Origin of the sequence: Rhodococcus sp. SMB37 (assembly GCF_004345605.1) — a bacterium.
Classification (GTDB): domain Bacteria; phylum Actinomycetota; class Actinomycetes; order Mycobacteriales; family Mycobacteriaceae; genus Rhodococcus.
This window is the reverse complement of sequence record NZ_SLVY01000014.1, coordinates 19,060-38,765: the sequence shown is the minus strand read 5'-3', so window position 1 is coordinate 38,765 and position 19,706 is coordinate 19,060. Positions and strand designations below refer to the sequence as shown.

Annotated in this window: 18 protein-coding genes; 6 read left to right on the top strand and 12 right to left on the bottom strand. The window is 65.3% G+C overall.

Features of this window, described 5'->3' with window-relative positions; genetic code table 11:
* Positions 1-107: 107 nt before the first annotated feature.
* A complete protein-coding gene (locus EV641_RS20770; RefSeq protein ID WP_054715562.1) occupies positions 108-1,790 on the top strand; it encodes an acyl-CoA synthetase in 1,683 nt (560 codons plus the stop codon).
* Positions 1,791-1,799: 9 nt separating this feature from the next.
* Here EV641_RS20770 and EV641_RS20765 read toward each other — a convergent pair whose 3' ends face one another.
* Together EV641_RS20765 and dapA are read right to left on the bottom strand one after the other, a co-directional pair.
* On the bottom strand, positions 1,800-2,003 hold the full coding sequence (locus EV641_RS20765) for a LuxR C-terminal-related transcriptional regulator (RefSeq protein ID WP_132474232.1): 204 nt from the start codon (positions 2,001-2,003) through the stop codon (positions 1,800-1,802).
* A gap of 180 nt (positions 2,004-2,183) precedes the next feature.
* Complete coding sequence (gene dapA, locus EV641_RS20760; protein WP_347238245.1) at positions 2,184-3,167, bottom strand: 4-hydroxy-tetrahydrodipicolinate synthase; 984 nt, start codon at positions 3,165-3,167, stop codon at positions 2,184-2,186.
* Between dapA and EV641_RS20755 the strand changes: the two genes are divergently transcribed.
* The 4 genes from EV641_RS20755 to EV641_RS20740 all read left to right on the top strand — a co-directional run bounded on the left by EV641_RS20755 (position 3,166) and on the right by EV641_RS20740 (position 7,214).
* Positions 3,166-4,095: a LysR family transcriptional regulator gene (locus tag EV641_RS20755; RefSeq protein WP_132474230.1), complete on the top strand. Its 930-nt coding sequence runs from the start codon at positions 3,166-3,168 to the stop codon at positions 4,093-4,095. The two genes, dapA and EV641_RS20755, sit on opposite strands and share 2 nt — an antisense overlap.
* A 469-nt stretch (positions 4,096-4,564) precedes the next feature.
* Positions 4,565-5,413 carry a hypothetical protein gene (locus EV641_RS20750; RefSeq protein ID WP_132474229.1) on the top strand — a complete coding sequence of 283 codons (849 nt, stop codon included), beginning with the start codon at positions 4,565-4,567 and terminating at the stop codon, positions 5,411-5,413.
* Positions 5,370-5,774, top strand: a complete 405-nt coding sequence (locus tag EV641_RS20745; protein WP_132474227.1) for a hypothetical protein — start codon at positions 5,370-5,372, stop codon at positions 5,772-5,774. The genes EV641_RS20750 and EV641_RS20745 overlap by 44 nt, the downstream gene beginning before the upstream one ends.
* A gap of 870 nt (positions 5,775-6,644) precedes the next feature.
* On the top strand, positions 6,645-7,214 hold the full coding sequence (locus EV641_RS20740) for a hypothetical protein (RefSeq protein ID WP_054719089.1): 570 nt from the start codon (positions 6,645-6,647) through the stop codon (positions 7,212-7,214).
* Positions 7,215-7,275: 61 nt separating this feature from the next.
* On the opposite strand, the gene EV641_RS20735 is transcribed toward EV641_RS20740, so the two are convergent.
* From EV641_RS20735 to EV641_RS20700, 8 genes are all read right to left on the bottom strand, one after another.
* The gene (locus EV641_RS20735; RefSeq protein WP_054719086.1) at positions 7,276-8,046 is read right to left on the bottom strand and encodes an SDR family NAD(P)-dependent oxidoreductase; all 771 of its coding nucleotides are present in this window, start codon (positions 8,044-8,046) and stop codon (positions 7,276-7,278) included.
* A 39-nt stretch (positions 8,047-8,085) separates the two neighbouring features.
* Positions 8,086-8,847, bottom strand: a complete 762-nt coding sequence (locus EV641_RS20730; protein ID WP_132474225.1) for a crotonase/enoyl-CoA hydratase family protein — start codon at positions 8,845-8,847, stop codon at positions 8,086-8,088.
* A gap of 11 nt (positions 8,848-8,858) precedes the next feature.
* The gene (locus EV641_RS20725) at positions 8,859-10,070 is read right to left on the bottom strand and encodes a thiolase family protein (RefSeq protein ID WP_132474223.1); all 1,212 of its coding nucleotides are present in this window, start codon (positions 10,068-10,070) and stop codon (positions 8,859-8,861) included.
* Between the two features lie 69 nt (positions 10,071-10,139).
* Complete coding sequence (locus tag EV641_RS20720) at positions 10,140-11,408, bottom strand: cytochrome P450 (protein WP_132474221.1); 1,269 nt, start codon at positions 11,406-11,408, stop codon at positions 10,140-10,142.
* A gap of 227 nt (positions 11,409-11,635) precedes the next feature.
* Positions 11,636-12,490 (bottom strand): short-chain dehydrogenase/reductase, encoded by an 855-nt coding sequence (locus EV641_RS20715; RefSeq protein ID WP_132474219.1) that lies wholly within the window; start codon positions 12,488-12,490, stop codon positions 11,636-11,638.
* The gene (locus tag EV641_RS20710) at positions 12,487-13,992 is read right to left on the bottom strand and encodes an NAD(P)/FAD-dependent oxidoreductase (protein ID WP_132474217.1); all 1,506 of its coding nucleotides are present in this window, start codon (positions 13,990-13,992) and stop codon (positions 12,487-12,489) included. The genes EV641_RS20715 and EV641_RS20710 overlap by 4 nt, the downstream gene beginning before the upstream one ends.
* A 13-nt stretch (positions 13,993-14,005) precedes the next feature.
* Positions 14,006-15,064, bottom strand: coding sequence for a PDR/VanB family oxidoreductase (locus EV641_RS20705; protein WP_132474215.1), 1,059 nt, complete (start codon positions 15,062-15,064; stop codon positions 14,006-14,008).
* Entirely contained in the window at positions 15,061-15,951 is an 891-nt protein-coding gene (locus EV641_RS20700) for a metal-dependent hydrolase (protein WP_132474213.1), read from the bottom strand. Before EV641_RS20700 ends, EV641_RS20705 begins: the two co-directional genes overlap by 4 nt.
* A gap of 106 nt (positions 15,952-16,057) precedes the next feature.
* Here EV641_RS20700 and EV641_RS20695 point away from each other — a divergent pair, with 106 nt between their 5' ends.
* Entirely contained in the window at positions 16,058-16,693 is a 636-nt protein-coding gene (locus EV641_RS20695) for a TetR/AcrR family transcriptional regulator (RefSeq protein ID WP_132474211.1), read from the top strand.
* Here EV641_RS20695 and EV641_RS20690 read toward each other — a convergent pair.
* Complete coding sequence (locus tag EV641_RS20690; RefSeq protein ID WP_132474209.1) at positions 16,681-18,174, bottom strand: aldehyde dehydrogenase family protein; 1,494 nt, start codon at positions 18,172-18,174, stop codon at positions 16,681-16,683. The two genes, EV641_RS20695 and EV641_RS20690, sit on opposite strands and share 13 nt — an antisense overlap.
* Entirely contained in the window at positions 18,174-19,703 is a 1,530-nt protein-coding gene (locus EV641_RS20685; RefSeq protein WP_054712997.1) for a long-chain fatty acid--CoA ligase, read from the bottom strand. Before EV641_RS20685 ends, EV641_RS20690 begins: the two co-directional genes overlap by 1 nt.
* Positions 19,704-19,706 lie beyond the last annotated feature (3 nt).

Genomic DNA, 19,706 nt, shown 5'->3' with positions numbered 1-19,706 from the left:
TTCGACTGCACATTGCCAGACCCGAACCCTATCGCAAGAGTTGCCGTATACATTACAGTTTGTCGAATAGTTCATGTGACGGGTTAGCTGATCCCACAGGAGTCACCTTGACCGATCTCACCGCAGGGCCCGCGGCAGTCACCAGGGAGTTCACGATCCCGGAACTCGTGGACGCTGTCGCGTCGTCCATTCCGGACAGAGAAGTCGTCGTCTTCCGCGACCGGCGGATCACGCAGGCCATGCTGGCCGATCGTTCTCGCCGGCTCGCCGCTTATCTGACATCTCGTGGGCTCGGTGCCCGCACCGAACGCGACGGGCTCGACGGACACGAGATCGGCCAAGACACCCTCGGCATCTACGCGTACAACGGCAACGAATACCTCGAGTCGATGCTCGGCGCTTTCCGCGCCCGCGTCGCACCGTTCAACGTCAACTACCGCTATGTGGAGAAGGAGCTCGAATATCTTCTCTCCGATGCGGAAGCGAGCGCGATCGTCTACCACGCGGCGTTCGCACCGCAACTGGCACAGGTGCTACCAGCGCTTCCCCACATCGAGGTGCTGATCCAGATCGCCGACGACTCGGGCAACCCTCTGCTCCCCGGTGCGGTCGACTACGAAACCGTGCTTGCCGAAACCTCCCCGGCCCCAGCGCCTGCCGCACAGTCACCGGACGATCTCTACATTCTCTACACCGGGGGCACCACCGGTATGCCCAAGGGCGTGCTGTGGCGTCAGCACGATATCTACATGGCATCCTGCGGTGGTCGGAACGTGTACACCGGGGAGTGCATCACCTCTCCCGACCAAGTGGCGTCGACCGCGGCCGACAATGCCGGATTCACGATGTTCGTGCTTCCCCCCTTGATCCACGGCGCGGCTCAGTGGGCGTCACTGACCGGCATCCTCACCGGACAGACCCTGGTGTTCTCCCCTGTGGTCGACCGATTGGATCCGGAGGCAGTGGCACAGACGATCGAGGCCGAACGCCCCACCGCGTTGATGATGGTCGGCGACGCCATCGCGCGACCCCTCGCCGCCGAGTTCGAGAAGACCGATGCCGACCTGTCGTCGCTGTCGATCCTGGCCAACGGTGGTGCGATCCTGTCGCCCACGGTCAAGCAGCGACTTCTGGACCTCGTCCCCAAGGCGGTGGTGATCGACGGGGCCGGTTCCTCCGAGACCGGAACGCAGATGACGCATGTCTCCAGCGCAGGCTCCGTCTCGACCGGTCGATTCACTCCCGGGTCGAACACATGCGTCCTCACCGAGGACCTCGACGGACTCGCCGAACCGGGGCACCACGACCTGGGTTGGCTCGCGCAACGCGGACACGTCCCGCTCGGCTACAAGGGTGACGCAAAGAAGACCGCCGCAACCTTCCCCGTCGTCGGGGGCGAGCGATTCGTCCTGCCGGGCGATCGAGCGCAACGACTCGACGACGGATCGATCCACCTGCTCGGCCGCGACTCGGTGACCATCAACTCCGGCGGGGAGAAGATCTTCGTCGAAGAAGTGGAGATGGCGATCGGTTCGCACCCCGCCATCGCCGATGTTCTCGTTGCCGGCCGCCCGAGCGACACGTGGGGTGAGGCAGTCGTCGCGATCGTTCAACTACTCCCGGGCCATAAAGTGAACGCCGGCGAACTGGTGGACCACGCAGCGAAGTCGGTTGCTCGGTACAAGCTTCCGAAGTCGGTGATCTTCACCGAAGCGATTCAGCGAAGCCCCGTCGGCAAGGCCGACTACCGGTGGGCGCGAGCACAAGCTGCGTCCCTCGGGACCGAGTAGTCCCGCCACTCACCAGGTGACGAGACCGGCGTCGAGCGCCAGAACCGCCGCGTGAGTGCGGTTCCGCGCACCGAACTTGGCGAGGACCGACGACACATGCGTCTTGACCGTCTCGCGGGTGACGTGGAGCGCTTCGGCGATCTCACGGTTCTCATCCCCTTGCACGAGCGCTTCGAGAACGCGAAGTTCGCGGGGCGTGCACGCCCCGCACAATCACCCGCTGCCGGCTCATGCGCTCGCGGTAGAACGGCGACTTGTCCGAGACACGGTCGAGGACTGTTTGCAGTGCAGCAGTCTGCCATTCGGTGAGCTCGTCGGACGAGACTTGCCCGTCGTTCCATCGGGTCAGAAACTTGATCCACTGATCGTGTATCACTCTGTAAGAACTCTCTTTTAGGCGCAAATCGCGAGTGGTGTGAGCGCAGCATTCAGCTTGTCCAGATCAGCCGTTGGCGACTCCACCAGTGGAAGCCGAACTGTGGGGTGGGTGATTATGCCTAGCTGGGCCAGCGCCGCCTTGATCATGATGGCGCCCTGGGATGTGCGCATGATCGCGTCGGTGAGGCCAAGCAGCGACGTCTGGATCTTGCGTGCAGATTCGAGGTCGCCGACGCGAACGGCGGCGATCAGAGCGGCGGTGCGGTCGGCAGCGACATTGCCGACCACGCTGAGCACCCCTGCGGCCCCGCATGCCAAATAGGCGAGGTTGAGCTCGTCGATGCCGCAGTAGTAGGCCAACGAGGTCCGTTCCATGATGGACATCGCCTCCAACAGGTCTCCCTTGGCGTCCTTGATCGCGCGGATGTTCGGGTGAGCGGCCAGCTCGACGATGCTGGTCGTGTCCATCGGTGTGCCGGTACGGGCGGGGACGTCATAGAGCATTACAGGCAGCGCGGTGGCGTCGGCGACGGTGAGCCCGTGTGCGATCACTCCCGCCTGAGTGGGTAGTGAGTAGTACGGGCATACCAGAAGCAGGGCATCGGCGCCCGCGCCTTCGGCATCCTGGGCGCGGCGTACGGTGGCTGCGGTGTCGTAGGTACCGACCCCGACGATCACCTTGGCGCGGTTTCCGGCACGACCCTTGACTACCTGTACGAGCGCGGTGGTTTCAGCTTCGGTCAGGGTGGGCGACTCACCTGTGGTGCCGGCAACGACTATGCCGTCACATCCCTTGGCAAGCAGGTGGTCGACGAGCGAACCCACGTCGGACACGCTGAGGTCGCCTCCCGGACGCATCGGGGTCGCCATCGCGACGAGGTTCGTACCGAAAAGCTCTTCAGCAGGCTGCCGTAAATCGGACATGGCATGAATCCTGCGGACCACGAAGGTAAAGGTCCAGCAAAAGTTGTTTCCGGTGATTGTGTAGTCTGCGTTCATGATCGACGTGGGGGGGCTACGTGCGTTGCGCGCTGTTGCAGAGTTGGGGACGGTCGGACAGGCGGCCGAGCAGTTGGGGTTCACGGCCTCTGCTGTGTCGCAGCAGATCAAGCGGCTTGAACGACAGATCGGCGTCGCATTGGTGGCACCGGCGGGTCGCAAGGTGGTGCTGACTCCGGCGGGGCAAGTAATCGTTGACAACGCACCAGAGGTATTCCAGGCCTTGGAGCGATGTGCGGGGGCAGCTCGGTCGATCGCGGGCGGCGTCCCTCGTGGTCGGTTGAAGGTCGTCGCGTTCTCCACGGCCGTAAGAGGGCTTCTGACTCCCGCGGTCGCGGCTCTGGCCATGCGGTATTCCGACATGCAGGTTTGCATCACCGAGCAGGACCCGCAGGAAGCCGTGTACTGCGTCGATTCAGGCAAAGCCGACGTTGCATTGGTCCACGACGCCGACGGAATGGCCAACTCGCTGCCCGAGTCGCTCAAGCAGCGGCTTGTGCACGCGGACTTCGGCGATGTGGTGATGCGCCGGACGCATCCACTTGCCGCCAGCGAGAGTCCTCTCACCGCCGCTGAGCTAGCTGGACACGCTTGGGTGGCCAGCCCTCACGGCACTGTGTGTCATCAGTGGTTCCAGCGGCTATTCGCCGAAGAACGCAATGTGCCCGACGTCCGTCACCAGATCGACGACTTCTCGACACAACTCGCATTGGCCGCGACCGAGGACCTACTTGCGCTGATTCCGCACTTGGCTCGACCGCCACTCGGTCCAGGTCTCGTTCGCCGTGCACTGCATCGACCGCCCAAGCGGGAGGTATATGCAGTGTGGCGATGCAGCTCCGACACCAGCCCGAACATCCGTGCACTACTGGCTGCATTGTCCGACGAGTCCTTGGACAGTGCATCGGGAGTCGTTGTGCCGGGCTGAGGAAGCGAACTGCATCTTCCCAGCCGCATACGGAGACTGGCTGTCGAACACCCGGATCGGTTCAAGACCGGGTCGAGTGGCTGGTTGCACCGGCCGATCACGCGTGCGCGTACATGCTGGTATTCCATCGGCGAAAGCCGAACGGAATGTGCTCCCAGCCGCGGATGCCGGGCGGAAACGACTGCGAAGCAGCGGAAATGGAAACGGACATGAGGCCCTCCTGCGGGGATCGGGCGCGGCGGGATGGCCGCGCGGGCGGTGGGTCACAGACAGTGACCCCGGGTCTTCATGTGGTGTGAAGCGACGGTATCGAGCACAGGCAGAGGGTGTTTCAGCCACCGATCGACTGGTGAAGCGGGTCGGTACCGTGCCGAGTGCAGCGCACAGCGGAGGTTGTCTGTGTGTGCAGGAAAGATGCGGCGCAGGTGCGAGCTGTCCGAGTCGGTCGGACAGGGAAGGGCGAGGTGAGGTGACGGCAGTCGAGCAGGTCGATGCATTGCGGGCCGCGGTGATTGCGCTCCACGAGTCGGGTTCGGCGACCGCGATTCTGTCGGCGGCTGCACGATCGGCGCACTGGCACCCTGCTGTGGAGCGCGTTCGAGCTCAGTTGCCCGCGTTCGCTGACCAGCTCGGCGCTCTCGGGTTTGATCTCACCCAGATCGTCGGTCCCGGACCGCGGCAGGCGGAACCCCCGACGGCGGCCGCGCCTCGGCACGGTTTCGGTACCGGCCCTGCCCGGGTCCCGCTCGACCCGGCGCTGCGTGCGTCGCAGCAGGCCGCGACGCAGACCGGATTCGGTACCGGCCCCGCCGCCCCTGCCACTGATCCGGTCTTCCGCCAAGGGACACCGAAACCCCAGCACGCGGCCCGAATGGACCGGCCACGCCACGACGTCGAGATCCCCACCATCCCGACCCTGTCGGCCGCAGCCGTCCTCGGTCAGTCCTCCCACAAGCCGCCACTCGAATTCGAAGGCACCCTCGACGGCCTCCGCGGCGTCCCGATCGACGACCTCGCCGGTATCTGCGACGACGCCGGCGTCGGAGACAAGGAACCCGAACGCCTCACCGCCGCCGGGATCGCCACCGTCTACGACCTGATGATGCGGGTGCCGCTGCGCTACATTGATCGATCCGAGATCACCCCCCATGTCAGCCTTGCGGCCTGGGATGAAGAACGTCGCCACCGTCGGAAAGGTGCTGTCCACCAAAGCCGACTGGGGAAAGAAGTACGCGCGCATCGAGATCGGCTCTGGCAGCTACCGTGTCAGGTCGATGCAGTTTCAGCAGCCCTGGCTGGCGCAACGCTTCCGGCGTGACGACCTCGTGTTGATGTGGGGTGACGTCACCGAAGGGGAAGGGTTCATCCAGATGGGCGGTGCGCTGATCGCGCCGATGCGGGATGCGACCGTCCCGTTCGTGCCGGTGTACCCGCAGTCCGACAAGCATCAGGTTTCGACTTGGACGCTGCACCGGGCCGCGCTCGATGCGCTGCGTGCCGTGCACGTCCCGGACAACGCCGCCGACGCCACCTCGGGTCGGGACCGGCTCGCTTACGACGAGTTGCTGCGGATACAGTTGGCGATGGGGGTGCAGCGCCACGCCGCCCTCACATTGCCCGCGGTCGTGCACGCCCCGACCGGCCGACTGACCCGGCCGTGGCTGGATTCGCTGCCGTAGCCGATGACCGGTGCCCAGAACCGGGTGCTCAAGGAGATCGCCGAGGATCTGCGTGCGTCGGCTCCGATGAAGCGGCTCCTGCAGAGCGGCTGCGCCGCATCGAGCGACGCGACCGCAAGGCCGCCGCCGACCGCGAGGTCCGAGGAACGCACCGATCGCACCGGGAACACCGGGCGACGTCGGCTCCGGGGAAACCAAGGTGGCGATTTACGCGATATTGCAGGCCATCGAAGGCGGCCACCAGGCAGCCCTCATGGCACCCATCGGTGTGCTCGTCCAGCAGCACTACGAAGAAATTGCCGAAACCTGAGAGAAGCTCGGCCTGCGTGCAGTCCTCGTCCCGGGCAAGAACAAGCCGAAGGCCCGACGTGAAGCTCTCGCAAGTGTCACCTCGGGGGAGATTCACATCGCCGTCGGCACCACTGGGCTGCTGTCCGAGGACGTGCAGTTCAAGAGCCCCTGCCTCGCGGTGATCGAAGAGCAGCTCCGATTCGGGGTAAACCAGTCCATATGGGGCATGCGCACATCGAGCAACAGCACATCGAGATCCCCACCGTGTCGTTCGACGAGGTCGGTCGCGGCGGCCCCCGTCGGTGGCGGTCGCGATGACCTCGATATCTGCGATGGCACCGAGGATCGTGGTGAGGCCGTCGAGAACCAAAGGGCCGTCGTCCACCACTGCGACCTTGATCACGACCGCTCCATCGGGAACCGAACCTGCACCGTCCACCATCCGTCCTTCTCGCCGACAACCAGGACGCCGTCTACACGGTCGATTCGGGCACGCATTGTCGTCAATCCCATTCCGCGGCAAGGTGACATCGTAGGTTCGGCAATTCGGTTTCGGATGACGATATCCAGCGTGTCGCCATGGCGGAGTTCAACCGAGACCTGGTCATCACCGTGACGGAGTGTGCATGCGTGGTGTGCCTCCCCCGCAAAGGGGAAGACGAAGGTCTCTTCCGGGGAGGTGGCTCGATCGAGGACGGGGGAACGTCGAACCATGACCACGACAACTGCACCTGTACAGCGCAGATCCGTGACGACCTCGTACTGCTCGTCGCCGCGAGTGTCGCGTGTATTGTCATCACACTGAAGATCGTGGGGTTCGTCGAGTCAGGAATCGGCGGTACGGGTGTCGCCGAGACGGTCGTGATCGTTGCCGCCGTGGCGGTGGTCCCCGCCGTGGCCTACGCGCAACGACGCGGAACCACACTCGCCGCCACACTCGTGTGGTTCACCGGCGCGCCGTTCTTCTCGATCGGGATCTTCTTGCTGGTGCTATCGGTGGTGCCGGACGAGCTCGCCGACATCCCGGGATACGCCACGATCGGCGCGGTCCTGATGCTCATGTTGGGGCTGATCGCGGGCCGAACGCTGCACAGTATGCTCGGCCGGCATCGGCCCGCCGACCAGGTATCGGTGAACCGGTATACCTGACGGGAGGGCGGGCGTCACCGATACGCGACGGCCGCCCTCCCTCCCGGGTCCGTTCGTCGACTCAGCGAGTCTGGAACCGTTGCGCCCCGTCCAGACGCACGACCTCACCGTTGATGTACGAGTTCTCCAGCAGATGCTGGGCGAGGAACGCGTACTCGTCGGGTGTACCGAGACGCTTCGGGAACGGGATGTTCTTGGCGAACTTCTCGAGTCCTTCCTCGCCGATCAGCTCGAGCAGCGGCGTGCGCATGGTGCCCGGTGCGATGGAGTTGAGCCGGATACCGACCGAGCTCAGATCACGGGCACCGGTCAAGGTCAGACCGATGACACCGGCCTTCGCCGCCGAGTACGCGGACTGCCCCATCTGCCCTTCGAAACCGGCGATGGAGCTGGTCATGACAATGGCGCCCCGTTCACCGTTCGGTTTGGGCTCCAGCTTCGCGATCTTGGCTGCCGCCAGGCGAAGCACGTTGTACGTGCCAGTGAGGTAGAGCGAAATCGTGTCGGTGAACCCTTTGCGCGAATGCGGGGTGCCGTCGCGATTGACCACCTTCTCCAGCACCCCGATACCGCCGTGGGCGATGACCGCGTACCTGAGTGTGCCCAGTTCATCGGCCTTCGCCAGCGTCGCCTCCACGGAGTCGTCGTCGAGCACGTCGGTCCGTACGTACACGGCCTTGTTGCCGAGCTCGTCGGCCAACTTCTGTGCCTGCTCATCGGCGATGTCGGCGATCACCACCGCAGCCCCCTCGGCGTGCAGCTTCCGCACCGTCGCCGCCCCCAGACCCCCGGCACCACCGGTGACCAGTACGACTTCACCTTCGAAAGACATGTGTTCCCCTCCTGTTGTTCGGTTGGTTCGCGCCCGGTGTCAGCTGCCGGTCCAGTTCGGCTTCCGCTTCTCCGCGAAGGCCTTCGCGCCCTCGGCGGCGTCCTTCGACATGAAGACCGGGATGAGGAGATCGAGTTGCTTCTTCCACTTCTCCTCGTCCGACCAGCTCCGCGACTCGGCAAGGATCTGTTTGGTTGCGGCCACGGCCAGCGGTCCGTTCTCGGTGATGCGTTCGGCCAGGCGAATTGCCTCGTCCAGGGCCTGTCCCGGTTCCGCGACGACGTTGACGAACCCGTAGCCGGCGCCCTCCTCCGCGCTGAACGTGTCGCCGGTCAGGGCCAGCTCGACGGCCTTCTGGTATGGGATTCTGTCGGGTAGCCGCAGGAGACCGCCACCGCCGGCGACAAGACCTCGTTTGACCTCCGGTAGACCGAACTTCGCGCTCGTCGACGCGACGACCAGGTCGGTGGCGAGAACGATCTCGGTTCCCCCGGCCAGGGCATTACCTTCGACGGCTGCAATCAACGGCTTCTTCGGAGGTTTCTCGGTGAACCCGAGGCCACGACCTTCGACAGCGGCAATCTCACCCGCCGCGAACGCCTTCAGATCCATTCCGGCGCTGAAGTTTCCACCGGTACCAGTGACGATACCGACGGAAAGTTCAGGGTTTCCGTCCAGCTCGTCCATCGCGTCGGCCAGCTGCTGGCTCACCGCCCGGTTCACTGCGTTACGTGCCTCCGGGCGGTTGATCGTGATGATCAGAATTCGCCCTCGGCGTTCGAGCAGTACTTCGTCGGACATTGCGGCTCCTCTCAGCCTTCGACTTCGAATACCACGGCGCCGCCTTGGCCGCCCCCGGCGCACATCGCTGCGACGCCGATTCCTCCGCCGCGGCGCGCCAGTTCGTAGACCATCGTCGTCACCATGCGTGCACCCGATGCCGAGATCGGATGTCCCAGGCTGCAACCGCTTCCCGACACATTCACGATGTCTTCGTCGATGCCGAACTCGCGACACGCAGCAATCGGGACGGAGGCGAATGCCTCGTTGATCTCCCACAGGTCGACGTCGGATGCGGCCAGCCCGGCGCGGTCGAGGACCTTGCCGATCACCGCCACTGCGCCGAGTCCGCAGTCGCGCGGCGGCACTGCGGATGCTGCCCATGCCTTCACGGTCCCGAGGGCCTTCAGTCCCTTGTCGCGCGCGAACTCGTTGCTCGCAAGAGCGATGACGGCCGCGGCGTCGTTGATGCCACTGCTGTTGCCCGCAGTCACCGAGAACCCCTCGATCTCCGGATGTAGGACAGGCAGGGCGGCGAGCCGTTCGGCTGTCGTATCGCGGCGGGGATGCTCGTCCATGGTGAAGTCGACGAGCGAACCGTCGGCACCTGCGACCTTCAGCGGCAGGATCTCGTCGACGAACTTTCCGGCGTCGATCGCCGCCACGGCTCGCTGATGCGACCGGGCTGCCCACGCATCCATGTCCTCGCGGGAGATCCCCACGGACTTTGCGGTGTTCCAGCCCACCGTGACCGCCATGTCGAGGACCGGTGCGGCGGGAGTCTCCGGGTGACTCGGCGGAATCCACGGTTCGACGTATGCTGCGCTCTCGGCGCGTCCGTCGACGCTGCTGCCCCTACGTGTCGGAACCCGCCACTTCATCAGCGGGCCCGTCGACAGCGACTGGACACCTCCAGCGATGAGGGCGCGTTCCATGCCGGAGACGATCTGCGCGGAGGCGTTTCCGATCGCGGTCAGGCTGCCCGCGCAGTGACGGTTGACGGCCTGTCCCGGAACGTTTTCCAGCCCAGCAGCGACCGCTGCGTGCCGAGCGAGGTCGCCACCGCCGTAGTTGGATTCGGCCAGGATGATGTCGTCGATGTCTGCGGCATCGAGGCCGGATCTGCGAATCACTTCCGGGAGGACGGCGGTTGCCAGTTCCTCCGCCGACGTGTTGACCAGAGAACCTTTGAAGGAACGTGCGATCGGGGTGCGGACCGCACCGACGATGACAGGTTGCGGCATGGGTGAACCTCGTGTGATCAGGGAGTGGCTGTGCTCCACTCCGGTTTGTCGAAGCCGATCGACCAAGGGTCAGAGTCTTCTGACCGACATCCTCTTGATGCCGTGAACGAAATCGCTGTGCACGTATTCGGGGTCGGATACCTCGACCTTCGGGAGCCGTGACAGGAGCTCTCGAAAGAGGTGCTTCAGCTCCAGGACGGCCAGCTGCTTGCCGAGACAGAAATGCGGGCCGCCGCCACCGAATCCGACGTGCGGGTTGGGTGTTCGCCCCACATCGAACTCGAGGGGACGGGCGAAGACGTCGGCGTCGAAGTTGCCGGAGCAATAGAACAGTACGAGCTTCTCGCCGGCTTTGATCGGAGTACCCGACACCTCGGTGTCGACCACCGCATGCCGCGCGAACTCGATAACCGGGGTCGACCATCTGACGAACTCGTCGACGGCCTCCGGGCCGCGCTCGTCCCAGTCGTCGAGCAGCCACGAGATCTGTTCGGGATTGTCGGTCAGCGCTTTGAATGCGTGTGAGGTCGCCTGTTTGGTGGTGTCGTTGCCGGCCGACGCCAGAAGGACCATGAACGATCCGGCCTCGTCGTCGGTGAGGCGGTGGCCATCGACTTCGGCCTGCACGATGTTGGTCATCAGGTCGCCCTGCGGATCGGCCCTGCGTGTGCGCGCGAGCTCGACGCCCGTCTGCGTAAGCACACCGAGCTGGGTCATCATGTGTGTTGCGCGCTCTTCGATGCTTGCGTATTCGTCGTCGCTGGTGCTGAAGAGCGCTTCCGCGGCGTAGGCGACCGCTTCGTGGTTCGCCGGATCGATCCCGATCATCTGCGACACGGTCCGCATCGGTAGTTTCTTGGACACCGACTGGACGAAGTCGACGGGTTCACCCGAGCCCAGTTCGCTGAGGAATTCGTCGACGATCGCCGCAGCGTTCGCGATGATCTGCTCTTCTATCGTGCGCACCTGTTTGGGCGTGAACGCCATGCTGATCAATCGCCGATAGCGGGTGTGTTCCGGCGGATCCATGGTGAGGAAGAAACTGATCCCCTTCTGGATCTCGGCGGGCATCGGGTCCATGCTGATACCCGCCGAGGAGCAGAACAGTTCAGGATGGGCACTCACATAACGGATATCGGCGTGCCGTGTCACGGCCCAATACCCCTGCTCCTCGTGCGGGAAGAGCGATTCCGTCGGCCGGTGCCAGGTGAGCCCGTCGACTGCGCGCAACTGCGCGAATGTCCGCTCACGCTCGAAGAAGTCCTGGTCCCAGAACGACGACGCAGAGATGTCCAGCGAGTGGTACGGCCGAGTCGACGCAGTGGAGACGTTGCTCATGCTACCTCCGGATACCGGTTGGTTATGGCGACGAAGCTACGGGTGGAGCGTCGGGCCCGCGCTCATCCGCGCGGGCCCGGACACCCATACCGTATACCATTCCGTAAGGAAGTCGATAGAACAACAGCTCACATTTCCCCGGTCTCGTCCCGCGCGCCGGCTGGCTTTCCGCGGCGGTTACAACGCGTGCCGAAGGCTGGGATGCGCGCGGGAACAGATGCCCGCGGTCACGGATCGATCGGCTCTCGCCGCTCGAGGTCGTCGACGAGTGTGTGCACCGTGCGGTTCCGCACGATCCACTCGTCGATCAGCGGGTTCACGATCCCACGCAGCGCCGAGTACACAGCCCACAGCCTCGGGGTGACAACACGTGGTGCTCGCCGTTCGATTGCGCGCACGGTGACGGCGGCAGCGCGTTCGGGGCTGACCCGCCTGTTCATCGGCCAGGGCAGCAATTCACCGACTCGCGCTCCCAGTGGATCCCGGTCGAGGGTGTTGCGCGCCAACTCCGTGTCGACGAATCCGTAGTAAGCGACCGTGACGGTCGCGCCGGTGTGGGCCAGTTCCAAGCGCAGGGCTCGCCCGACCTGTTCGACGGCGGCCTTGCTCGCCATGTACGCGGAGCCACCGAGCCCGGGGCTGAACGCTGCGGCCGAAGACACAACAACGATGTGCCCGCCGCGCTCGACGATCCCGTCGAGTGTCGGGTGGATGGTGTTCAGCGCACCGGTGAGGTTGACCGCCATGACGCGGTCGAACTCCGCAAGGTTCGAGGTGCGGATGGTCGCGGGCAGCGGGGTGATACCGGCGTTGGCGACGACCACGTCGATCGGTCCGAAGTCCTCCGAGGAGCGGGCGAGCACGTCGGCCATCGCGTCGCGATCGGTCACGTCGGCGACCGCAACGAAGGTTGCGTTCGCATCGAGCGTCTCGGCCGCCCTCTTCAACGTGATCTCGTCGCGGTCGACGAGCACCACGCGGGCACCGCGTCCGAGAAGTTCGCGGGCCATGGACAATCCGATGCCCTGGGCAGCGCCGGTGACGAGAGCGACCCTTCCAGCAAGGTTCAGAGACCGTGTCATATCAACGCTTCCTCCGATGCGGGATGCGCGGCAGGGGCCAGGACCTTCCCGAGCCGGTAGTCGGCGAGGTCGAACTTCGACATCCGTCGGCGAAACGACGCGTTGAAGCCGGGCCAGAACGTGAAATTGCGGCCCGAGGGGCTCAGGTAGTAGCTGCTGCATCCGCCGGAGTTCCACACGGATCCGGCCAAGCGCCGGTCGGTGTCCTCGACGAAATCCTGCTGGACATCGGCTCGCACCTCGACACTGTCGATGTTCGTGGCACCCATGGCATGCAGAGCCGCGAGCAGGTAGTCGATCTGCGTTTCGATGGTGACCACCTGAGAGGTGTAGACCACGGAGTTCGGACCCAGCAGCATGAACATATTGGGAAAGTTCTCGATCGTCGTCCCCAGGTAGGCGGTCATCTCACCGCCCGCCCACTGCTCCGACAGCAGGCGGCCGTCGCGGCCGCGCAGTCGGGAGAAGCCACTGTTGTTCGTGAGCTTGAACCCGGTGCCGAACACGATGGTGTCGACCTCGTGCCTGGTGCCGTCGACGGTCACGACCGCGTCGCGTTCGACGTGATCGATTCCGGTGGTGACGACATCGACGTTGTCGGACGCAAGGGCCGGGTAGTACCTGTTGGAGAACGTGGGCCGCTTGCATCCGAATGCGTATGTGGGGGTGAGCTTCTCGACCAATGCCCGGTCCTCGACCTGGCGGCGCAGGTGCCACCGTCCGAGTGCCGCAGCGCCGCTGAGCAACCCGGGGCGGTAGACGAGCCCGGGCACGAGGGCTTCCTGGACGAGATCCAGGGCTTTGCGGGCGGCACGCTGGGTGGCCGGCACCTTCGCGAAGAGCCGCTGCACACGGGGAGCGACCGGGCGGTCGGGGTGCGGAAGGATCCAGGTGGGTGTCCGCTGGAACACCGTCATGTGCTCGACCTGCGGTTGCAGGCGCGGAATGAACTGCACGGCAGACGCTCCGGTACCGACCACTGCGACGCGTCGACCGGCGATGTCGTGCTCGTGGTTCCAGTCGGCCGAGTGGTAGGTGGCACCGTCGAACGAGTCGAGGCCGGGAAGGTTCGGCACGGAAGGTTCACTGAACGGGCCCATCGCGGCGACGAGGATGTCGGCGGTGTAGTTCCCGCGGGTGGTCTCCACGCGCCAGTGCTGAGCCGTATCGTTCCAGGCTGCCTCGACCATCTCGGTCCCCAGATGCAGGTGGGGGCGGAGGTTGTGCTTGTCCGCGCAGTCCTCGAGGTACTGCTGGATTTCTTCCTGCAGCGGGTAGAGCCTGCTCCAGTCGGGTTTGGGCGCGAACGAGAAGGAGTAGAGGATCGACGGTATGTCGCACTGGGCGCCCGGGTAGGTGTTGGCCTGCCAGGTTCCGCCGAGAGTTTCCGCGCGTTCGAATACCGCGAAGTCGTCGATTCCGTCCTGCTGAAGCCTGATTGCCGTCCCCAGGCCACCGAAACCGGCACCGATGATGGCGACGCGCAAATGTGTATCAGTCATGGTCCGACTCGTTTCACAGGTCGATTTCGAGTGTGGATCCGGCAGCGCGCGACACGCACGGGAGCATCGATCCCGATCGCTCCTCATCGAGGAGACGCGTGTCGCGATGGTCGACGTCGCCGGACACCACGCGCACCTTGCAGCTTCCGCAGAAGCCTTGCCGGCATGAATAGGCCGCGGACGGGACGGCACGCCGCAGCGCCGAGAGAGCGGTCTCGTCCGCAGCGACCTCAACGGTGGTTCCCGTCCGTGCGAGACGCAGCGCGAACGGTTCGCCCCCGACGACGGGCGGCGGGCTGAATCGTTCGGTGTGCAGCGAGCAGGTCGGTGCCACGAGGGGAGCCTGCTGGTATGCGTCTTTGATGAGGGGCGCCGGACCGCACAGGTAGATGGCGCCGTTCGGCCGGGCGTGGCCGAGGATCTCGGCGATCGGGGTGATGCCGAATTCGTCGTCGGGCCGGATCAGGACGTCGCCACCGGGGAGTGCCGACAGTTCGCCCTGGAACGGCATGGTGTCGCGGGACCGGCCGAGGTAGAGCAGCGTCCACGGAGTCCCGGTGCCGGCGACACTGCGGATCATCGGCAGGATCGGCGTGATTCCGATCCCGGCGGCGACGAAGAGGTACGAGGGTGCGGCGGCGAGGGGAAAGGCGTTGCGGGGGCCGCGGACCCGGAGTGTGCTGCCTTCGTCGACCGCGTCGTGGATCTCGGCGGAACCGACGCCGTCGTCTATGCGGCGGACGGCGATGCGGTAGCGGGCCCGGTCCTCGGGGTCTCCGCACAGGGAGTACTGACGTTGTGGACCCGACGGCAGGAAGACGTCGAGGTGCGCACCGGGAACCCAGGCGGGCAGCGGTCCGCCGTCGGGTGAGGACAGTGTCAGGGAGACGACTCCGTCGGCTTCCACGGTGCGGGTCTCGACGTGGAGCACACGGTCGTAGGCGCTGTGCCGCACGGGGGCGGGTCGCGACAGGATCGGGGCGAGGCGACTCTCGCTGAACAGCTTCGAGTAGGCCTGGGTCGCGTGCATCACCGCGCCGAGGAACGGCGACGGTGCGGTGACGGTGCTCATGCTGCGGCCTCCCGGGCTGCGGGAGACTGGGCGAGGTAGCGGACGGCCTTGTCGATGTCGCCCATGTGCGAGGGGTGGAAGTCGCGCTTCAGGTACGGCGGGATCTGCTTCGCGAGGAAGGTCAGAGTGGGGATCATCGATGCCTTCACCGAGCGCCGGTAGGCGAGGGGCCACCACACGCGGCGGGTTTCGGTGGTGTCGATGCGGTACATGTAGGCGGTGGTGCTGAACCACAGGATCGCGAGGCCCGCGAACGCGATGAACGCGGTGCGCACACGGCGCGCGTAGCTGCCGTCGACATACTGGAAGGCGTCGTACGCGACGTTGCGGTGTTCCATCTCCTCGGCTCCGTGCCAGCGCAGCAGGTCGAGCATCGTCGGATCGACACCGCGTCGGTCGAACGGGGCGTTGTCGATCAGCCACTCGCCGACGACGGCAGTGAAGTGCTCGGCGGCGGCGTAGATGCCGAGGCGTTCGCGCAGCCAAATTCGTCCCGCGCGGCCCTCGAGGCCGTGGTCGCCGAAGATCTGGTCGACGATGTATCCGATGCGCTCGAGGACGGGCGCGATGTCGACGTCGTGTTCGGCGAGGTACGTGCGGAAGCTCTCGTGGGAGCTCGCGTGCGTGGCTTCCTGACCGACGAATCCGACGACCTCTTCGTGCAGGCGCGGGTCGTCGATGTACTCCAGGGATCGGCCGAAGACGTCTGCCATGGCGCGCTCGCCCTCGGGGAGTACGAGGTGCATGACGTTCCAGAACTGCGTCGCGTACGAGTCGCCGGGGACGTACTGCAGTGGCACCCCGGACCAGTCGAAGCGCACGTTGCGAGCGGTGATCGCGAGTGCCTCTTCGCTGTAGGGCGTCGGAGCGCCGTGATGTGACGACATGCCTGACTCCTCGGTTGTTACGTGTTACTGGAAGATACAGCGAAGATACATTAGGACTTACCGTGTATCAATGTTTCAGGAAGATAGATCGGGATAGCCTAGGACGATGCCTGCCGAACAGCCGCCCGCCGCCGATGTCGCGTCCACCGTCGGCGCCACCAACCCGCCGGAGATCGAGTCGATCCTCGATGCGGCCGAGGCCCAGTTCAGCGAAATCGGCGTCAAACTGACGACGATCAACGACATCGCTCGACGTGCCGGCGTGGGGCGGGTGACGATCTACCGACGAATCGGCGGTCGGGACGAGATCGCGCACGCCGTGACCACCCGGAGCGCCGCGCGTCTGATCGACGAGGTCGTCGCCACGGCCCGAGCCGCCGAGACCATCGACGACATGATCGGCAACGTCTTCGCCACCACCGTCATTCGCATGCGCGAACACCCCGTCTGGAATCGGATGCTCACCCTCGAGGCCGCGAGTTCGCTACCCCGATTGACGACCGATGGGGGCGCACTCCTCACGAACGCCACGCACGCGGCCGCCGCCATACTCGACGAAGCCGTGAAATCCGGACTGATGCCCGCCATCGAGGACCTCGCCGCGCGCGCCGAGGTCCTCGTTCGGGTTGCTCATTCCGTTGTTCTCACGCCGCAGGCAGTGATACCCCTCGGATCACGCGACGAACTGGTGTCGTTCGCGCAATCCCATCTGCTTTCGATCGTGGTACCTCATCGGGCGTGACGCAGCCCCAGCACGCGCCGCAGCACCGGCAGCACGTACGACTTGCGGCGAAGCGCGATCAGCTCGAATCCGGGTAGCGGAAAGCGCTGACGCACCACACTGCGGGTAGAGACGAATTCACGCATCCCGTCGACCCCGTGAACGCGCCCGAACCCACTGTCGCCGACTCCGCCCATCGGGACAGCGCCCATGCCCGCGAACGCGACGACGGAGTTGATCGTGACCTGGCCCGCGCGGAGCCGCTCAGCGATCTCGACACCGCGCCGACGCGAGAACACCGACGCACCGAGCGCGAAGTCGCTCGCATTTGCCAACTCCACGGCCTCGTCGACGTCGGTGACCGTCCGCACCGTCACCACCGGACCGAACGTCTCCTCCCTGACCGCGGCCGAGTCCTCGTCTGCGTCGAGGATCACGACCGGTTCGATGTACCGATCGCCCACCGATTCGGGCCCTCCGAGCAGCAACTGCCCACCGTCCTTCACAGCAGCGGCAATGTGGCGACGCACCACGTCGATCTGGGCGGGCATCGTCATCGGCCCATACGTGGCGTCGTCACCGCTGCCCGGTCGCACCTGATCGAGCTGACCGCGTAGTTCCGCGAGGAACCTGTCTCTGACCTCGCGGACGACATAGACACGTTCGACACCCACACAGGTCTGACCGGCATTGGAGAATCCACCCCACGCGATGGCGCGCGCCGCGGCCTTCACATCGGCGTCCTCTGCCACGACGACGGGGTCCTTGCCGCCGCACTCGAGCAGCACCGGTGTGAGGGTGTGCGCGCATTGCGCCATGATCTTCTTGCCGGTGCGTGTCGACCCGGTGAACCCGACCTTGTCCACGCCGGCGTTGCAGAGCAGGGCGCCGGTCTCCCCGAAACCCGTCGTCAGCTCCAGAACACCCGACGGCGCAGCTGGATTCGCCCGATAGAACGCGTCGACGTACCAGGCCGCAACCGCAGGCGTGTACTCGCTCGGCTTCAGCACCACAGTGTTGCCCGCTGCGAGCGCGAACGAGACCGAACTGTTCGGAGCGTAGAGCGGATAGTTCCACGGTGAGATGATGCCGACCACCCCGAGCGGCGTGTACTCCACGTCTGTCGCGTAATTCGCGAAGAGCAGCCCCGGGCCCGACTTCGGCGGACGCAGCGCGCGGGCGGCGTTGTCCTCCGCCCAGCGCATGTGTTCGACGGCCAGAACGACTTCGATGAAGGCATCGTCGCGCGGCTTGCCGTTCTCCCGATGGATCAGGTCGATGACCTCGTCGGCGTTACGCCAGATCCACGTCCGCCACCGCCGCAGGTGGGCGCCGCGGCCGCTCATACCCTGGCGCTTCCACCACGGGAGCGCCGACCGCGCGCGATCGACCCGCAGCTGTACAGCGTGCTCGTCGTGGATGCGGAACCGCTCGACTTCCTCGTCCGTCGCCGGATCGAGGGAGCGGAACTCCTCGTCGGATACCTGGATTTCAGAGCTCATCAGGACCGCTCGGCCAGGGCTTCCCGAAGCTCACGCTTGAGGATCTTGCCTGCCCCGGACATCGGGATGGCGTCGACGAACTCGACACTGCGTGGTGTCTTGTAGCCGGCGATGTGCTCCTTGCAGAATGCCTGCAACTCTTCGGCAGTGACCTCGGCGCCCGCGGCCAGGATCACGACGGCGTGCACTGTTTCTCCCCAGGTCTCGGACGGCAACCCGATCACCGCGGACTGCGCGACCGCCGGATGCTTGCTCAGGGCGCTCTCGACCTCGGCGGAGTACACGTTCTCTCCCCCGGTCACGATCATGTCCTTGAGTCGGTCGACGACGAAGACGAATCCGTTCTCGTCGAGGTAACCGCCGTCGCCGGTGTGGTACCAGCCGTCGCGCAGGACGGCTGCGGTTTCGGCAGGCTTGTTCCAGTAGCCCTGCATGACATGTCCACCACGCACACAGATCTCGCCGACGGTACCGGTAGGAACAGGGTTGCCGCCGGTGTCGACGATCCGCAGTTCCGAGTGCGGTGCGGCCTGTCCACCCGAGCGCAGTGTGGCGCCCCTGTGATCGTCCGGGAGCAGCAGCGACGCGACGGGCGCGACCTCGGTCATGCCGTACGCCTGGGTCATGCGCACACCCGGGAACATCGTCAGGATCCGATTGGCCAGACCTTCACCGATCGGCGAACCGCCGTAGAGGATCCGCTGCATCGCCGACAGATCGTATTCGCTCACCGAGGGGTGATCGACGAGGAGCTGCAACATGGTCGGGACCAGCAGGACATCGGTCGGGCGATACTGCTCGATCGCCTTCAGTACCGCGACCGGTTCGAAGAACGGCACGATGATGTGAGGTCCGCCGAGCATGACCTGGCCTGCCCACGCGGCCAGGTCTGCGAGGTGGAACATCGGCGCAGCGTGCAGGAAACGCGCATCACCGGACAGGAGCTCGCCGGTGGCGACCGTTCCGGCTGCCGAGGTCACCATGTTGGCGTGGCTGAGCATCACGCCCTTGGGGAAACCGGTGGTTCCGCCGGTGTAGAAGATGCCGGCCAGCTCATCGCCGGAACGTCGTGCGTCCTCCACCGGTTCGTGGGTGGCGATCAGCTCTTCGTACGACACGGTGCCTTCGGGGGCATCGTTCTCCCCCGCGTACACGATGGTGGTCAGGTCGGGGCAGGCACCGCGAAGAGCGGGAACGGCCGCGGTGAACGCGTCGTCGACGATGAGCACCTTCGTGCCGGAATCATTGAGCGAGTATGCGATCTCGGCGGGGCTCCACCGGATGTTGACCGGGTTCAGAACCGCATCGGCCCACGGAACCGCAAGAAGGTACTCGGCGTAGCGGTCGCTGTTGAGCGAGAGCATCGCGACGCGGTCGCCGGAGACCACACCGAGGCTGTGCAGACCGGCGGCGAGACGAGCAATGCGATCGATATGTTCGCGGAACGTGCGTGTGCGATCACCGTAGATGGTGGCGGGTGCCTCGGGAGTGCGCTGCAGGGCACGGTGCAGGCCTTGGGTCAGGTACATTGA

Bases quoted from the DNA above. Each gene is read 5' to 3' on its own strand.
- EV641_RS20755 (WP_132474230.1), top strand. From the start codon at position 3,166: ATGATCGACGTGGGGGGGCTACGTGCGTTGCGCGCTGTTGCAGAGTTG.
- dapA (WP_347238245.1), bottom strand. From the start codon at position 3,167: ATGAACGCAGACTACACAATCACCGGAAACAACTTTTGCTGGACCTTT.
- EV641_RS20745 (WP_132474227.1), top strand. From the start codon at position 5,370: ATGCAGTTTCAGCAGCCCTGGCTGGCGCAACGCTTCCGGCGTGACGAC.
- EV641_RS20740 (WP_054719089.1), top strand. From the start codon at position 6,645: ATGGCGGAGTTCAACCGAGACCTGGTCATCACCGTGACGGAGTGTGCA.
- EV641_RS20735 (WP_054719086.1), bottom strand. From the start codon at position 8,046: ATGTCTTTCGAAGGTGAAGTCGTACTGGTCACCGGTGGTGCCGGGGGT.
- EV641_RS20730 (WP_132474225.1), bottom strand. From the start codon at position 8,847: ATGTCCGACGAAGTACTGCTCGAACGCCGAGGGCGAATTCTGATCATC.
- EV641_RS20725 (WP_132474223.1), bottom strand. From the start codon at position 10,070: ATGCCGCAACCTGTCATCGTCGGTGCGGTCCGCACCCCGATCGCACGT.
- EV641_RS20720 (WP_132474221.1), bottom strand. From the start codon at position 11,408: ATGAGCAACGTCTCCACTGCGTCGACTCGGCCGTACCACTCGCTGGAC.
- EV641_RS20715 (WP_132474219.1), bottom strand. From the start codon at position 12,490: ATGACACGGTCTCTGAACCTTGCTGGAAGGGTCGCTCTCGTCACCGGC.
- EV641_RS20710 (WP_132474217.1), bottom strand. From the start codon at position 13,992: ATGACTGATACACATTTGCGCGTCGCCATCATCGGTGCCGGTTTCGGT.
- EV641_RS20705 (WP_132474215.1), bottom strand. From the start codon at position 15,064: ATGAGCACCGTCACCGCACCGTCGCCGTTCCTCGGCGCGGTGATGCAC.
- EV641_RS20700 (WP_132474213.1), bottom strand. From the start codon at position 15,951: ATGTCGTCACATCACGGCGCTCCGACGCCCTACAGCGAAGAGGCACTC.
- EV641_RS20695 (WP_132474211.1), top strand. From the start codon at position 16,058: ATGCCTGCCGAACAGCCGCCCGCCGCCGATGTCGCGTCCACCGTCGGC.
- EV641_RS20690 (WP_132474209.1), bottom strand. From the start codon at position 18,174: ATGAGCTCTGAAATCCAGGTATCCGACGAGGAGTTCCGCTCCCTCGAT.
- EV641_RS20685 (WP_054712997.1), bottom strand. From the start codon at position 19,703: ATGTACCTGACCCAAGGCCTGCACCGTGCCCTGCAGCGCACTCCCGAG.